The organism is Pseudomonas sp. JL27(2026) (assembly GCF_056933555.1).
In genome coordinates, this window is record NZ_CM167794.1 from 5,567,956 (window position 1) to 5,583,189 (window position 15,234).

General features: G+C 61.1%; 20 protein-coding genes. 14 read left to right on the top strand and 6 right to left on the bottom strand.

The window, feature by feature from the left end; all coding sequences use genetic code 11:
- The first annotated feature begins 42 nt into the window (after positions 1–42).
- The 3 genes from pyrR to AC1Z1G_RS25510 are packed head-to-tail and all read left to right on the top strand — an operon-like array spanning position 43 to position 2,848.
- On the top strand, positions 43–549 hold the full coding sequence (pyrR, locus tag AC1Z1G_RS25500; protein ID WP_483623191.1) for a bifunctional pyr operon transcriptional regulator/uracil phosphoribosyltransferase PyrR: 507 nt from the start codon (positions 43–45) through the stop codon (positions 547–549).
- A gap of 26 nt (positions 550–575) precedes the next feature.
- A complete protein-coding gene (locus AC1Z1G_RS25505) occupies positions 576–1,580 on the top strand; it encodes an aspartate carbamoyltransferase catalytic subunit (protein ID WP_103395764.1) in 1,005 nt (334 codons plus the stop codon).
- Positions 1,577–2,848 (top strand): dihydroorotase, encoded by a 1,272-nt coding sequence (locus tag AC1Z1G_RS25510; protein ID WP_483623193.1) that lies wholly within the window; start codon positions 1,577–1,579, stop codon positions 2,846–2,848. Before AC1Z1G_RS25505 ends, AC1Z1G_RS25510 begins: the two co-directional genes overlap by 4 nt.
- 79 nt (positions 2,849–2,927) lie before the next feature.
- On the opposite strand, the gene AC1Z1G_RS25515 is transcribed toward AC1Z1G_RS25510, so the two are convergent.
- Positions 2,928–3,359, bottom strand: a complete 432-nt coding sequence (locus AC1Z1G_RS25515) for an NINE protein (RefSeq protein ID WP_483623195.1) — start codon at positions 3,357–3,359, stop codon at positions 2,928–2,930.
- Between the two features lie 251 nt (positions 3,360–3,610).
- On the opposite strand from AC1Z1G_RS25515, the gene AC1Z1G_RS25520 reads away from it, so the two are divergent.
- Entirely contained in the window at positions 3,611–4,231 is a 621-nt protein-coding gene (locus tag AC1Z1G_RS25520) for a C40 family peptidase (protein ID WP_483623197.1), read from the top strand.
- A 174-nt stretch (positions 4,232–4,405) separates the two neighbouring features.
- On the opposite strand, the gene AC1Z1G_RS25525 is transcribed toward AC1Z1G_RS25520, so the two are convergent.
- Positions 4,406–5,440: a type IV pilus twitching motility protein PilT gene (locus AC1Z1G_RS25525; RefSeq protein ID WP_483623199.1), complete on the bottom strand. Its 1,035-nt coding sequence runs from the start codon at positions 5,438–5,440 to the stop codon at positions 4,406–4,408.
- A 197-nt stretch (positions 5,441–5,637) separates the two neighbouring features.
- Between AC1Z1G_RS25525 and AC1Z1G_RS25530 the strand changes: the two genes are divergently transcribed.
- The 10 genes from AC1Z1G_RS25530 (at position 5,638) to AC1Z1G_RS25575 (ending at position 12,626) form a co-directional block, all read left to right on the top strand.
- A complete protein-coding gene (locus tag AC1Z1G_RS25530; protein WP_483623201.1) occupies positions 5,638–6,324 on the top strand; it encodes a YggS family pyridoxal phosphate-dependent enzyme in 687 nt (228 codons plus the stop codon).
- Positions 6,325–6,360: 36 nt separating this feature from the next.
- Positions 6,361–7,179, top strand: coding sequence for a pyrroline-5-carboxylate reductase (gene proC / locus AC1Z1G_RS25535; protein WP_483623203.1), 819 nt, complete (start codon positions 6,361–6,363; stop codon positions 7,177–7,179).
- A 10-nt stretch (positions 7,180–7,189) separates the two neighbouring features.
- On the top strand, positions 7,190–7,780 hold the full coding sequence (locus AC1Z1G_RS25540) for a YggT family protein (RefSeq protein ID WP_483623205.1): 591 nt from the start codon (positions 7,190–7,192) through the stop codon (positions 7,778–7,780).
- 15 nt (positions 7,781–7,795) lie between these two features.
- On the top strand, positions 7,796–8,092 hold the full coding sequence (locus AC1Z1G_RS25545; protein WP_483623207.1) for a DUF167 domain-containing protein: 297 nt from the start codon (positions 7,796–7,798) through the stop codon (positions 8,090–8,092).
- Positions 8,093–8,272: 180 nt separating this feature from the next.
- Positions 8,273–9,412, top strand: coding sequence for a homoserine O-succinyltransferase MetX (gene metX, locus AC1Z1G_RS25550; RefSeq protein ID WP_483623209.1), 1,140 nt, complete (start codon positions 8,273–8,275; stop codon positions 9,410–9,412).
- 7 nt (positions 9,413–9,419) lie between these two features.
- A complete protein-coding gene (gene metW / locus AC1Z1G_RS25555) occupies positions 9,420–10,040 on the top strand; it encodes a methionine biosynthesis protein MetW (protein WP_347902519.1) in 621 nt (206 codons plus the stop codon).
- Between the two features lie 26 nt (positions 10,041–10,066).
- Entirely contained in the window at positions 10,067–10,501 is a 435-nt protein-coding gene (locus AC1Z1G_RS25560) for a DUF4426 domain-containing protein (RefSeq protein ID WP_347902520.1), read from the top strand.
- Positions 10,498–11,094: an RdgB/HAM1 family non-canonical purine NTP pyrophosphatase gene (gene rdgB, locus AC1Z1G_RS25565; protein ID WP_483623211.1), complete on the top strand. Its 597-nt coding sequence runs from the start codon at positions 10,498–10,500 to the stop codon at positions 11,092–11,094. The genes AC1Z1G_RS25560 and rdgB overlap by 4 nt, the downstream gene beginning before the upstream one ends.
- Complete coding sequence (gene hemW / locus AC1Z1G_RS25570; protein WP_483623213.1) at positions 11,091–12,293, top strand: radical SAM family heme chaperone HemW; 1,203 nt, start codon at positions 11,091–11,093, stop codon at positions 12,291–12,293. Before rdgB ends, hemW begins: the two co-directional genes overlap by 4 nt.
- A 9-nt stretch (positions 12,294–12,302) precedes the next feature.
- On the top strand, positions 12,303–12,626 hold the full coding sequence (locus AC1Z1G_RS25575; protein WP_483623215.1) for a DUF3392 domain-containing protein: 324 nt from the start codon (positions 12,303–12,305) through the stop codon (positions 12,624–12,626).
- Positions 12,627–12,756: 130 nt separating this feature from the next.
- Here AC1Z1G_RS25575 and trmB read toward each other — a convergent pair whose 3' ends face one another.
- The 4 genes from trmB to AC1Z1G_RS25595 all read right to left on the bottom strand — a co-directional run bounded on the left by trmB (position 12,757) and on the right by AC1Z1G_RS25595 (position 15,164).
- A complete protein-coding gene (trmB, locus tag AC1Z1G_RS25580; protein ID WP_483623217.1) occupies positions 12,757–13,482 on the bottom strand; it encodes a tRNA (guanosine(46)-N7)-methyltransferase TrmB in 726 nt (241 codons plus the stop codon).
- A 9-nt stretch (positions 13,483–13,491) separates the two neighbouring features.
- Positions 13,492–14,286 (bottom strand): thiazole synthase, encoded by a 795-nt coding sequence (locus AC1Z1G_RS25585; RefSeq protein WP_017845016.1) that lies wholly within the window; start codon positions 14,284–14,286, stop codon positions 13,492–13,494.
- A 201-nt stretch (positions 14,287–14,487) separates the two neighbouring features.
- A complete protein-coding gene (thiS, locus tag AC1Z1G_RS25590; protein WP_483623220.1) occupies positions 14,488–14,688 on the bottom strand; it encodes a sulfur carrier protein ThiS in 201 nt (66 codons plus the stop codon).
- Positions 14,689–14,783: 95 nt separating this feature from the next.
- Positions 14,784–15,164 (bottom strand): DUF423 domain-containing protein, encoded by a 381-nt coding sequence (locus tag AC1Z1G_RS25595; protein ID WP_483623222.1) that lies wholly within the window; start codon positions 15,162–15,164, stop codon positions 14,784–14,786.
- Positions 15,165–15,234 lie beyond the last annotated feature (70 nt).

Consider the following 15,234-nt stretch of genomic DNA (forward strand, 5'->3'; position numbering starts at 1 on the left):
CGCACTGTGCACGCATCGGCTCGGGCCCACGAAGGAGCAACCATGAGCCTGCCCAATCCCGCCGAGCTGATCAGCCAGATGGCTATCCGGCTTGATGCCTATCTGGCCAAACGTAACATCAGCGAACCGCGTTACATCGGCATTCGCACCGGTGGCGTGTGGGTCGCTCAGGCCTTGCTCCAGGAGCTGGGCAGCGATTCGCCGCTGGGCACGCTGGATGTTTCCTTCTACCGCGACGACTTCAGCCAGAACGGCCTGCACCCGCAAGTACGTCCCTCGGCGCTGCCGTTCGAAATCGAAGGCCAGCACCTGGTGCTGATCGACGACGTACTGATGAGCGGCCGGACCATCCGCGCCGCCATGAATGAACTCTTCGATTACGGCCGTCCGGCCAGCGTCACCCTGGTTTGCCTGCTGGACCTGGACGCCGGCGAGCTGCCGATCCGCCCGAACGTGGTCGGCGCGACCCTGTCACTGGCCGCCCACGAACGGGTCAAGTTGACCGGCCCCGACCCGCTGCAACTCGAACTTCAAGACCTCGCCATTTAACTCGCCCTTTTAAAGAGTCCATTGCGATGACGCCTCTAGAAACCAAGCGCCCGCTGCAGCTCAACGACCAGGGCCAACTGCGCCACTTCCTCTCGCTCGACGGTTTGCGCCGCGAGCTGCTGACGGAAATCCTCGACACCGCCGACTCGTTCCTTGAAGTCGGCGCCCGGGCGGTCAAGAAAGTCCCGCTGCTGCGCGGCAAGACCGTGTGCAACGTGTTCTTCGAGAACTCCACCCGCACCCGCACCACCTTCGAACTCGCGGCCCAGCGGCTGTCGGCGGACGTGATCACTCTGAACGTGTCCACCTCGTCGGCGAGCAAGGGCGAAACCCTGCTCGACACCCTGCGCAACCTTGAAGCCATGGCCGCCGACATGTTCGTCGTGCGCCACGGCGACTCCGGCGCCGCGCACTTCATCGCCGAACATGTGTGCCCGCAAGTGGCGATCATTAACGGCGGCGACGGCCGTCACGCCCACCCGACCCAGGGCATGCTCGACATGCTCACCATCCGTCGGCACAAGGGCAGTTTTGAAAACCTCTCGGTGGCCATTGTCGGGGACATCCTGCATTCACGGGTGGCACGCTCGAACATGCTCGCGCTGAAAACCCTCGGCTGCCCGGACATCCGCGTGATCGCCCCGAAAACCCTGCTGCCGATCGGTATCGAACAGTACGGCGTGAAGGTCTACACCGACATGACCGAAGGCCTGAAGGATGTCGACGTGGTGATCATGCTGCGCTTGCAGCGTGAACGCATGACCGGCGGCCTGCTGCCGAGCGAAGGCGAGTTCTACCGCCTGTTCGGCCTGACCACCGCACGCCTGGCCGGTGCCAAGCCGGATGCCATCGTCATGCACCCCGGCCCGATCAACCGGGGCGTGGAGATCGAATCGGCGGTGGCCGACGGTCCGCACTCGGTGATTCTCAATCAGGTGACCTACGGGATCGCCATTCGCATGGCCGTGTTGTCCATGGCCATGAGCGGGCAAACGGCCCAGCGCCAATTCGAGCAGGAGAACGCCCAGTGAAGCTCAGCATTCTCGGCGCACGCGTCATCGACCCAAGCAGCGGCCTGGATCAAATCACCGATATCCACATCGAAGCCTGCAAGATCGTCGCCATTGGCGCGGCTCCAGCCGGTTTCGTCGCCGTCAACACTATTGAAGCCAAAGGCCTGGTGGTCGCCCCCGGCCTCGTTGACCTGAACGTCGCCCTGCGCGAACCGGGTTACAGCCGCAAAGGCACGATTGCCAGTGAGACCCGCGCCGCCGCCGCCGGTGGCGTCACCAGCCTGTGCTGCCCGCCACGCACCAAACCGGTGCTCGACACCTCGGCCGTCGCCGAGTTGATCCTCGACCGCGCCCGCGAAGCCGGCAATGCCAAGGTGTTCCCGATTGGCGCCCTGAGCAAAGGCCTGGACGGTGAGCAGCTTGCAGAGCTGATTGCCTTGCGCGACGCCGGTTGCGTGGCGTTTGGCAACGGCCTGGAGAGTTTCCGCAACACCCGCACCCTGTGCCGGGCACTTGAATATGCGGCGACGTTCGACCTGACGGTGATCTTCCACTCGCAGGACCATGACCTGGCCGAAGGTGGCCTGGCACACGAAGGCCCGACCGCGAGTTTCCTCGGCTTGCCGGGCATTCCGGAAACCGCCGAAACCGTGGCCCTGGCCCGTGACCTGTTGCTGGTCGAGCAAACCGGCGTGCGTGCACACTTCAGCCAGCTCACCAGTGCACGCGGCGTGGCCCTGATCGCGCAGGCTCAGGCCCGTGGCCTGAAGGTGACCGCCGATGTGGCGCTGTATCAGCTGATCCTCACCGACGAGGCGCTGATCGACTTCAACAGCCTGTATCACGTGCAGCCGCCGCTGCGCACTCGCGCTGACCGCGATGGCCTGCGTGCCGCCGTGAAGTCCGGGGTGGTGCAGGCCATCTCCAGCCATCACCAGCCCCACGAACGCGACGCCAAACTGGCGCCGTTCGGCGCGACCGAACCGGGCATCAGCAGTGTTGAGTTGCTGCTGCCGCTGGCGATGACGCTGGTGGAAGATGGTTTACTCGATCTGCCGACGCTGTTGGCACGCCTGAGTGCCGGCCCGGCTGACGCCCTGCGCCTGCCAGTGGGCAAGCTGGCGGTGGGTGCCCCGGCGGATCTGGTGGTGTTCGACCCCGCCGCATCCACCGTGGCCGGCGAAAACTGGTTGTCGAAAGGCGAAAACTGCCCGTTCCTCGGCCATAGCCTGCCGGGTGTGGTGCGTTACACCCTGGTGGACGGACGGATCAGCCACCCGGCTTAAACCGCGTCGCCACCATCGCGAGCAGGCTCGCTCCCACACGGACCGCATCAATCCTGTGGGAGAGCCTGCTCGCGATGACTTACTGGTAGGTGCCTCTGCTCTGGGCATTAAGCTCGGAAATCTGGGTGTTCAACGTCCAGAAGTCGTACAGCACACCCACCAGCAAAAATCCGCCGGTCAGCAGGTACAGCAAACCGCTGATCCACTTCCCCTGATACATCCGGTGCACGCCGAACACCCCGAGAAACGTCAGCAGAATCCAGGCGACGCTGTACTCGATGGGGCCGGCAGTGAAACGCCGGTCGGCTTCACTGTCCATGGACGGAATCAGGAACAGGTCGATCAGCCAGCCGACCCCCAGCATGCCAAAGGTAAAAAACCAGATCGTCCCGGTCACCGGCTTGCCGTAATAAAAGCGGTGAGCGCCGATAAAACCGAAAATCCACAGCAAGTAGCCGATCACTTTGCTGTGGGTGTCGTGGTATGAAACCGGAGGTTGATAGGTGTTCATGACGGACCTCATTTCACACGATAGATAAATATTCTTGAATTCTTTGTGACTTTTTTACAGGCGCCCGACGTGTGGCAGGTGCTACCTTCACTCCCGTCAAAGCCTTGCAGCGCCTGACCTCTGTCAGACAATTAGGGCAATTTGTCGCGCATTTGACGAAATTGACTCCCAGGTTGAATCGACCAACGGCCTCGGAATGGACAAAAAAGCTGTTATAAAGTTGCGCGCTTACCCACATAGAGCCTTGCCTAATGCGTCCATTTTTCAAGACATGGCTAACCATTTGCCTATTAATGCCACTGGCCGCCCACGCCACCAATCGTGAGCAACGTCTTCCGAACGTTAATGGTTACACCCCTAAATCCCATGTTTCTGCTGTCACCAGCAAAAACAAACAAGCGGTAAAAGGCCCGACTCACCTGAGCAAGGCCAACAGCACGCTGGTGCCGCCGATGGCGACCAAGCAAAGCAGCAATGTCCTGAGCCGTGCGGTCAACGTGCTTGGCACGCCGTACCGTTGGGGCGGCAGCAGCCCAAGCAAGGGTTTCGATTGCAGCGGGTTGGTGAAGTACGCCTTCAATGACGCGACCTTCGACCTGCCGCGCACCTCGAATGCCATGGCCAGCGGCCACGGGCAGAAGGTCGAGCGCAAGGACCTGAAGCCGGGCGACCTGATCTTCTTCAACATCAAGAGTCGCAAGGTCAATCACGTTGCCATCTACCTGGGCAACGACCGCTTCATCCATGCACCGCGTCGTGGCAAATCCGTCAGCATCGATACGCTCAAGAAACCGTACTGGGAAAGCCACTATGTGGTTGCCAAACGGGTTCTGCCGAAAGAACCGAACCAGATGCGGGTTGTTCAGCGCTGATTTGAAATTCCAGGGTCAGACCCGGAATTTACTTTGAACATGACGGCCTCTTCGCGAGCAAGCCCGCTCCCACATTGGATTTGTGGTATTTCACAAATCCCCGGTGCAAAGCCGAACTAAAGTGGGAGCGGGCTTGCTCGCGAAGGCATCTTCGAAATCGCTACAAATCTCTCTTCAGAAATTATCCGGCGTGCGCGCTTTCTCCCGCGCATGCTCGCGACTGATCAAGCCCTTGGTCACCAGGTCCTTCAAACACATATCCAGCGTCTGCATCCCCAGCGATCCTCCGGTCTGAATCGACGAGTACATCTGCGCCACTTTGTCTTCGCGGATCAGGTTACGGATTGCCGAGGTACCCAGCATGATCTCGTGGGCCGCCACCCGGCCGCCGCCAATCTTCTTGATCAGGGTCTGGGAAATCACCGCCTGCAACGACTCTGACAGCATTGAACGGACCATCGACTTTTCCTCACCCGGAAACACATCCACCACCCGGTCGATGGTTTTCGCCGCCGACGTGGTGTGCAGGGTGCCAAACACCAGATGCCCGGTCTCGGCTGCGGTCAGCGCCAGACGGATGGTTTCCAGGTCGCGCATCTCCCCCACCAGAATCACGTCCGGGTCCTCACGCAGGGCAGAACGCAGCGCCGTGGAAAAACTGCGGGTGTCGCGGTGAACCTCGCGTTGGTTGATCAGGCATTTGCGCGGTTCGTGAAGGAACTCGATGGGGTCCTCGATGGTGAGGATGTGGTGATGCCGATGGTTGTTCAGGTAATCAATCATCGCCGCCAGGGTTGTCGACTTGCCGGAACCGGTCGGACCGGTGACCAGCACCAGGCCACGGGGCGACTCGGTAATACGGCGAAACACATCGCCCATGCCCAGATCATCCATGCTCAGGACCTTCGAAGGAATGGTCCGGAACGCCGCGCCAGGGCCACGATTCTGGTTGAAGGCGTTCACTCGAAAACGCGCCACACCCGGCACTTCAAAGGAGAAATCGAGCTCCAGGGACTGTTCGAACTCCACCCGCTGCTTGTCGTTCATGATGGCGTAGATCAGTTCATGCACCTGCTTGTCGTCCAGCGCCGGCAGGTTGATCCGCCGCACATCGCCGTCAACGCGGATCATCGGCGGCAACCCGGCTGACAGGTGCAGGTCCGACGCCCCTTGTTTGGCGCTGAACGCCAGCAGTTCAGTGATATCCATAGCGCTCCCCAATTCCAGTAGAATGCCGCGAACCTCAGACTGCCGGCGGCCAGAATCCCGGCCTGAAAAGTCGCCGAGCGATGATCAGGCAAGGCAAAAGTTGGCGAAGACGCGCAGTTGACGTTAGTCAATGAGCATTCTGAGTCGACTTTTAACGCAGCATGATCGAGCGTAGGCACTTTTTAAGGCGGGATTGAATGTCCACGATAGCAGACAACATAGCTCTGGTTAGCGCACGCATCCGCGCTGCGGAACAGGCCGCGCACCGCGAATCAGACAGCGTCCGGCTGCTGGCCGTGAGCAAGACCAAGCCCGCCGCGGCCGTGCGCGAAGCCTTCGCCGCTGGCATCCGCGACTTTGGCGAGAACTACCTGCAAGAAGCCTTGGGCAAACAGCTCGAATTGGCCGACCTGCCCTTGAGTTGGCACTTCATCGGCCCCATTCAATCGAACAAGACGCGCGCTATCGCCGAGAACTTCGCTTGGGTGCACTCAGTGGATCGCTTGAAAATTGCACAACGCCTGTCCGAACAACGCCCGGCGGACCTGCCGCCACTGAACATCTGCATTCAGGTCAATGTCAGCGGCGAAGCGAGCAAATCCGGGTGCACACCGGCAGACCTGCCGGCCCTGGCCAGCGCGATCAGCGCGTTGCCGCGCCTGAAACTGCGCGGGTTGATGGCTATCCCTGAACCAACGGAAGATCGCGCCGCCCAGGATGCAGCCTTTGGCACGGTGCAGGCACTGCAAGCCAGCCTGAACCTGGCGCTCGACACACTTTCCATGGGCATGAGCCATGACCTCGAGTCGGCTATTGCCATGGGCGCCACCTGGGTGCGCATCGGCACAGCACTGTTCGGTGCCCGCGACTACGGCCAACCTTAAATAAATGGCTGACGCCCCTCTCTATAAGGACCTGACATGAGCAAGACTCGTATTGCCTTTATCGGTGCCGGCAACATGGCCGCCAGCCTGATCGGCGGCCTGCGCGCCAAAGGTCTGGACGCCGCGCAGATCCGCGCCAGCGACCCGGGTGCTGAAACCCGCACACGGGTGAACGCCGAACACGGCATCGAGGTGTTCGCCGACAACGCCCAAGCCATTCAAGGCGCGGACGTGGTGGTGCTGGCGGTCAAGCCCCAGGCGATGAAAGCCGTGTGTGAAGCCCTGCGCCCAAGCCTTGCACCCCATCAACTGGTGGTGTCGATTGCTGCCGGGATTACCTGCGCCAGCCTGAACAACTGGCTCGGTGAACAACCTGTCGTGCGCTGCATGCCCAACACCCCAGCCTTGCTGCGCCAGGGTGTGAGCGGTTTGTTCGCCACCGCGCTGGTCACCGCCGAGCAACGCCAGCAAGCACAAGAGCTGCTGTCGGCCGTCGGCATTGCCCTGTGGCTGAACGAAGAACAACAACTGGACGCGGTCACCGCCGTGTCCGGCAGCGGTCCGGCGTATTTCTTTCTGCTGATCGAAGCCATGACGGCGGCGGGCGAAAAACTCGGCCTGCCGCGCGACATCGCCGCCCAACTGACCCTGCAAACCGCGCTGGGCGCTGCCCACATGGCGGTCGCCAGTGATGTCGACGCCGCTGAACTGCGCCGCCGTGTAACGTCGCCTGCTGGCACCACGGAAGCGGCGATCAAATCATTCCAGGCTGGGGGGTTCGAAGCCCTGGTCGAAAAAGCATTGGGTGCCGCGGCACACCGCTCGGCCGAAATGGCCGAACAACTGGGTCAATAAGGAGCCATTCATGATTGGATTGAACACTGCAGCGGTGTACGTGCTGCAAACCCTCGGCAGCCTGTACCTGCTGATCGTGCTGCTGCGCTTTGTGCTGCAACTGGTACGCGCCAACTTCTACAACCCGCTCTGCCAATTCGCCGTGCGCGCCACTCAACCGCTGCTCAAGCCACTGCGCAGGGTCATTCCGAGCATGTTCGGGCTGGACATGTCTTCGCTGGTGCTGGCGATCCTCGTGCAACTGACACTGATGGCCCTGACCCTGCTGCTGACTTACGGCACCACCGGCAACCCGCTGCAACTGCTGATCTGGTCGCTGATCGGCGTGACCGCGTTGTTCCTGAAGATATTCTTCTTCGCCTTGATCATCAGCGTGATTCTCTCGTGGGTCGCACCGGGCAGCCACAACCCCGGCGCCGAACTGGTAAACCAGATCTGCGAGCCAGCCCTGGCGCCGTTCCGCAAATTCCTGCCAAGCATGGGCGGCCTGGATATCTCGCCGATCCTGGCGTTCATGGTACTCAAGCTGCTGGACATGCTGGTGATCAACAACCTCGCTGCCATGAGCATGATGCCGGAAATCCTGCGCCTGCTGATCTGACCCCGGCCTTTGTGAATGAGCTATTACCGTTGGGACGGCGAGGACCTGATCCTCGAATGTCACCTGCAACCGGCGGCCCGCAGCGATGATTTCTGCGGGCTGCACGGTGATCGCCTGAAGATCCGCCTCACCGCCCCGCCGGTCGAAGGCAAGGCCAACGCCTACCTGATGGCGTTTCTGGCCAAGGCATTTGGCGTGTCCAAAAGCCAGGTGAGCCTGATCAGCGGCGAGCTGAACCGGCAAAAGCGGGTGCGGATCTGTTCGCCGAAGAAGCTGCCTGACTTGCCCGAGTTAGTGCGACAGCCTGGCTGAGCGCGTCATCGTTCTTCGCGAGCAAGCCCGCTCCCACACGGGAATGCATTCCAATGTGGGAGCGGGCTTGCTCGCGAAGAACGCACCTCGGTCCAACTGAATGAAATGAGCCCGGCCATTGCTTGCCGCTAACCACAGCGGTCTTTAGACTTACGCCTCATTTCAACGAGAGCAGGGTCGATGCCAACTGCCTTTCCCGCCGATTCTGTTGGTCTGGTGACGCCCCAAGTGGCGCACTTCAGCGAACCCCTGGCTTTGGCCTGCGGCCGCTCCTTGCCAGCCTACGACCTGATCTATGAAACCTACGGCACGCTGAACGCCACGGCGAGCAACGCCGTACTGATCTGCCACGCCTTGTCCGGCCATCACCACGCCGCCGGTTTCCACAGCACCGAAGACAGCAAACCCGGTTGGTGGGACAGCTGCATCGGCCCCGGCAAACCGATCGACACCGGAAAGTTCTTCGTGGTCAGCCTGAACAACCTCGGCGGCTGTAACGGTTCTACCGGCCCGAGCAGCATCAACCCGGACACCGGCAAGCCCTTCGGCGCCGATTTCCCGGTGCTGACCGTGGAAGACTGGGTCCACAGCCAGGCACGCCTGGCGGACCGCATCGGCATCAGCCAATGGGCCGCCGTCATCGGCGGGAGCCTGGGCGGCATGCAGGCGATGCAATGGAGCATCACCTACCCCGAGCGTATCCGTCACTGCGTGGCCATCGCCTCGGCGCCCAAGTTGTCGGCGCAAAACATCGCCTTCAACGAAGTGGCCCGCCAGGCGATCCTCACCGACCCGGAGTTCCATGGCGGCTCGTTCCAGGAACAAGGCGTGATCCCCAAGCGCGGGCTGATGCTGGCGCGCATGGTCGGGCACATCACCTACCTCTCGGACGACTCCATGGGCGAGAAATTCGGCCGTGGCCTCAAGAGCGAAAAGCTCAACTACGACTTCCACAGCGTCGAGTTCCAGGTCGAAAGCTACCTGCGTTATCAGGGTGAGGAATTCTCCGGGCGCTTCGACGCCAACACCTACCTTTTGATGACCAAAGCGCTGGATTACTTCGATCCGGCAGCGAACTTCGACGATAACCTGGCGAAAACCTTCGCCGGCAGCCAGGCCAAGTTCTGCGTGATGTCCTTTACCACCGACTGGCGCTTCTCCCCGGCCCGTTCGCGGGAGCTGGTAGATGCATTGATGGCGGCCCGCAAGGACGTTTGCTACCTGGAGATCGACGCTCCGCAAGGCCACGACGCCTTCCTGATTCCGATCCCGCGCTACCTGCAAGCGTTCAGCAATTACATGAACCGAATAACGCTGTGAGAAAGCCATGAGAGCTGATCTGGAAATCATCCAGGAATGGATCCCCGCCGGTAGCCGTGTGCTCGACCTGGGTTGCGGTGATGGCGAGCTGCTGACCTGGCTGCGCGACAACAAGCAAGTCACCGGCTATGGCCTGGAAAACGACGCCGACAACATCGCTGAATGCGTGGCCAAGGGCATCAACGTCATCGAACAGGACCTGGACAAGGGCCTGGGCAACTTCGCCAGCAACAGTTTCGACATCGTGGTCATGACCCAGGCCCTGCAAGCCGTGCATTACCCGGACAAGCTCCTCGACGAAATGCTACGCGTCGGTCGCCAGTGCATCATCACCTTCCCCAATTTCGGCCACTGGCGCTGCCGCTGGTACCTGGCCAGCAAGGGCCGGATGCCCGTGTCGGAATTTCTGCCGTACACCTGGTACAACACGCCGAACATCCACTTCTGCACGTTCGAAGACTTTGAGGCGCTGTGTCGCGAACGTGAAGCCAAGGTCATCGACCGGCTTGCCGTCGATCAACAACACCGACACGGGTGGGCCAGTAAGCTATGGCCTAATCTGTTAGGTGAGATTGGCATTTACCGCGTGAGCAGCCCCGGCCTTGCGGACCATAAGGTCGCGGTGTAAACCACACTATTTCAAGGAGAACGATCATGGGTCGTCTAGCCCTGCTTCTGTTAACCGCCTGCCTGAGCGTCAGCGCCATGGCGGCTGAAGCCATCAAAAGCGATCGCCAGGAAACCTTTGGCGACGTGACGGTGCACTACAACACCTTCAACTCGACGTTCATTCAACCGGACATTGCCAAAGCCGCCGAACTGATCCGCAGCAAGAATCAGGGCGTAATCAACGTCTCGGTGATCAAGGCCGGTCAACCGATGGTCGCCAGCGTCACCGGCACCGTGAAAGACCTGACCAGCAAAAGTGTGACGCTGAACTTCAAACAGGTCACCGAACAGGGCGCGATCTACTACCTGGCGCAGTACCCGGTCGACCAGCAGGAAACCCGCACCTTTGAGATCAAGGTGCAGACCGGTGACAAAATCAACACCATCAACTTCAACCAAGAGCTGTTCCCCGGCGAATGATCAACTTCACGCAACTCGTATTGGCCAGCCATAACGCCGGCAAACTCAAAGAACTCCAGGCCATGCTCGGCGAATCGGTGCACCTGCGCTCGATTGGCGAGTTCAGCAGCGTAGAGCCGGAAGAAACCGGCCTGTCGTTCGTCGAAAACGCCATTCTCAAGGCCCGCAACGCGTCGCGCATTTCCGGTTTGCCGGCGCTGGCCGACGACTCGGGGCTGGCCGTGGACTTCCTCGGCGGTGCGCCGGGCATCTATTCGGCACGTTATGCCGACGGCCAGGGCGATACGGCGAACAACGCCAAACTGCTGGACGCCTTGAAGGACGTGCCGCAGGCCGAACGCGGTGCGCAGTTCGTCTGCGTGCTGGCGCTGGTGCGTCACGCCGACGATCCGCTGCCCATTCTGTGTGAAGGCCTGTGGCACGGCCGCATCCTGACCCAGGCCAGCGGTGAACACGGCTTTGGCTACGATCCGCTGTTCTGGGTGCCGGAACGCGACTGCTCCAGCGCCGAACTGAGCCCGGCCGAGAAGAACCAGCTCAGCCACCGCGCCCGTGCAATGGACTTGCTGCGCCAGCGTCTGGGCCTGCAATGACCCACGATCACTCCGCGTTGCCGCTGATTGTCGGCGGCGCGCAAACGCCTCGGGCGGCTTTGCCGGTCTTGCCGCCGCTGGCGCTGTACATCCACATCCCGTGGTGCGTACGCAAATGCCCGTATTGCGACTTCAATTCCCACACCGCAAGCGTAGTGCTGCCGGAAGAAGAGTACGTCGACGCGTTGCTGGCCGACCTTGATCAGGACCTTCACGCGGTGTACGGCCGCGAACTGAGTTCGATTTTCTTCGGTGGCGGCACACCGAGCCTGTTCAGCGCCCAGGCGTTGGGCCGACTGCTCAGAGGCGTGGAGCAACGCATCCCGTTCGCCAGTGACATCGAAATCACCCTGGAAGCCAACCCGGGAACCTTCGAACAGGAAAAGTTCGTCGCTTACCGCGCCCTGGGCATCAATCGCCTGTCGATCGGCATCCAGAGCTTCCAGCAAGAAAAGCTCAAGGCACTGGGCCGGATTCATAACGGCGACGAAGCGATCCGCGCCGCTGGCATGGCCCGTCAGGCCGGGTTCGACAATTTCAACCTGGACCTGATGCACGGCTTGCCCGATCAGTCCCTGGACGATGCCCTCGCCGATCTGCGTCAGGCCATCGCCCTGAAACCGACCCACCTGTCCTGGTATCAGCTGACGCTGGAGCCGAACACGGTGTTCTGGAATCAGCCGCCGACCCTGCCCGAGGACGACACCCTGTGGGATATTCAGGAGGCCGGGCAAGCGCTGCTGGCCGAACACGGTTACGCCCAGTACGAAGTCTCGGCGTATGCCCAGCCCGGTCGTGCGGCGCGGCACAACCTCAACTACTGGAGTTTTGGCGACTTCATCGGCATCGGCGCGGGCGCCCACGGCAAGCTCAGTCACCCGGACGGACGCATTGTGCGCACCTGGAAGACTCGCCTGCCCAAGGACTACCTCAACCCGGCCAAGAGCTTTCAGGCAGGTTCGAAAGCCCTGACCAATGATGAGCTGCCCTTCGAGTTCCTGATGAACGCCCTGCGCTTGACCGAAGGCGTCGAGGCGCACGTGTATCCCGAGCGCACCGGGCTACCTCTGGAAAGCCTTGCCGAAGGCCGGCGCGAGGCCGAACAAAGTGGCCTGTTGCAGGTCGAACCGTCACGTCTGGCGGCGACGATGCGCGGACAGCTGTTTCTCAATGACTTGCTACAGAATTTTCTGACATAAGGAAATCGAATGGATCTGGTACTCGACCTGCTCGCCACCGTGTCCCGCTGGAGCCGCAGCAACCTGTCGGAGATCGCGCTGGCATTGGTGGGGTGTTTGCTGGTGCTGTTTGGCGCGGACTTCAAAGGCTGGGTCGAGCAACGCCTGGGCAACATTGCCGGTGCGTTGCGCGTCCCGTTGATGGCCCTGCTGTGCGTGATCGGCAGCGGCGCCGCCCTGATCTACGCCACGCCGTGGATCGTTAAAGGCTTGAGCCAGTTCAACAACTACAGCCTGGCGCCCGTGTTGCTGGTGGTGCTGGTATTGATCGGCGTGGTCGCCGACCGCCGCTAAATTTCGGCCAGACACAAAACAACTGTGGGGGCGGGCTTGCTCGCGAAGAGGCCCTAACATTCAACATCTCAGTTGACTGTTACACCGCCTTCGCGAGCAAGCCCGCTCCCACATTGGATTGTGTTACGGCTTAAGCCAGTTTTTCGAACTTCAAATCCCACACGCCATGCCCAAGACGTTCGCCGCGGCGTTCGAACTTGGTGATCGGACGTTCGGTCGGGCGTGGCACGCACTTGCCGTCTTCGGCGAGGTTGCGGTAGCCCGGCGCGACGTTCATCACTTCCAGCATGTACTCGGCATACGGTTCCCAGTCGGTGGCCATGTGCAGCACACCGCCGACCTTCAACTTGCTGCGCACCAGTTCAGCAAACGACGCCTGAACGATACGACGCTTGTGGTGGCGGCTCTTGTGCCACGGGTCCGGGAAAAACAGCATCAGGCGATCAAGGCTGTTGTCGGCCACGCAACGGTTGAGCACTTCGATCGCGTCGCAATCGTAGACCCGCAGGTTAGTCAGGCCTTGCGTCAGCACGCCATTGAGCAGCGCGCCGACACCTGGACGGTGCACTTCAACGCCGATGAAGTCCTGATCCGGTGCAGCGGCGGCCATTTCCAGCAGCGAATGGCCCATGCCGAAACCGATTTCCAGCGAGCGCGGTGCCGAGCGGCCGAACACCTGGTCGAAGTCCACCGGCGCATCGGCCAATGGCAGCACGAACAGCGGCGTGCCCTGCTCCAGGCCTTTTTGCTGGCCTTCCGTCATGCGCCCGGCGCGCATCACGAAACTCTTGATACGGCGGTGTTGGCGCTCTTCGCCTTCTTCAGGCGCGATTGGCGTGTCGTTCGATTCAGTCATCAATGGCTCTTACTTGATCAGACCATCCAGCGGCGAGGACGCGCTGGCATAGAGTTTTTTCGGCATGCGCCCGGCGAGGTACGCCAGACGACCGGCCACAATGGCGTGCTTCATGGCTTCGGCCATCATGATCGGCTGCTGCGCATTGGCGATGGCCGAGTTCATCAGCACCGCTTCGCAGCCCAGTTCCATGGCGATGGTGGCATCGGAGGCAGTCCCGACACCGGCATCCACCAGCACGGGGATCTTGGCTTCTTCGAGGATGATCTGCAGGTTGTACGGGTTGCAGATCCCCAGGCCCGTGCCGATCAGACCGGCCAGCGGCATGACCGCGATGCAGCCGATTTCCGCCAGTTGACGGGCAATGATCGGGTCATCGCTGGTGTAAACCATCACGTCGAAACCTTCCTTGACCAGCGTTTCGGCGGCCTTGAGGGTTTCGATCACGTTGGGGAACAGGGTTTTCTGGTCGGCCAGCACTTCCAGCTTCACCAGGTTGTGACCATCGAGCAGCTCACGGGCCAGGCGGCAGGTGCGCACAGCTTCGATGGCGTCATAGCAACCGGCGGTGTTCGGCAGGATGGTGTAGCGATCCGGCGGCAAAATGTCGAGCAGGTTCGGCTCACCCGGATTCTGGCCGATGTTGGTCCGACGCACGGCGACGGTCACGATTTCGGCGCCCGAGGCTTCGATGGCCAGGCGGGTTTCTTCCATGTCGCGGTACTTGCCGGTACCTACCAGCAAACGCGACTGGTAAGTACGACCGGCCAGGACGAAAGGCTTGTCGCTACGAACGATGCTCATGGGAAATCCTCTGTTGGGGTGAGGTTCTTGCAGAATTCTATATTTGGCAAACGCTGTGAAAACGTAGCGAGCGAAGGGAAGACAAGGCAAAAACAGACGAGGAAGCGGAGTCTACGGGTTGTAAATGAGCATTCCGAGCCTGTTTATTAAAAGCCATGTATTACGTGCGAAGCCCGCAGTAGTTTTCACAGTGTTTGCGCTCTAGCCGCCGCCGATGGCGTGTACCACTTCAACCGAATCGCCGTCGTTCAGCGTGGTTTCAGCGTGTTGGCTGCGCGGGACGATATCCAGATTGAGTTCGACCGCCACCCGGCGTCCGGTCAGTTCCAGACGGGCCAGCAGGGCCGCAACGGTTTCACCGTCGGGCAGTTCAAGGGATTCGCCGTTCAACTGAATGCGCATGCCAGATGCCGCCATCATTTTTAGGGGCCAGCATTCTAGCCCGATCAGTCAGGCCGACCCAAGCCATTCGTCTTGAAATGGACCTGTCGGTCAGATCAATTCGCCGACTGCAAGCGCCACGCCGCCAGCCCCAGGCAAAACCAGCCTGCCAGGAAGGCCAAACCGCCGAACGGCGTGACAATGCCAAGCGCACTGACGCCCGTCAGGGTCAGCAGGTACAAGCTGCCGGAGAACAGCACAATACCGATGGCAAACGAGGCGCCGGCCCAGGTGATCAAACGCCCCGGAACCTGCGTAGCCAACAGGGCAACGCCCAGCAGCGCCAGGGTGTGCACCAGTTGGTAGGTGACGCCGGTATGGAAAATCGCCAGGTAATCGGCGCTCAGGCGGTTTTTCAGGCCGTGGGCGGCAAACGCCCCCAAGGCAACGCCGGTAAAACCGAAGAAGGCGGCCAGCATCAGGAAGCCACGCAGCATGGAGAACTCCAGTCAGAATCATTGAGCAGGGTCTGTATAATGGCCCGCTCGACGGGTTCGGCCAAGCCAT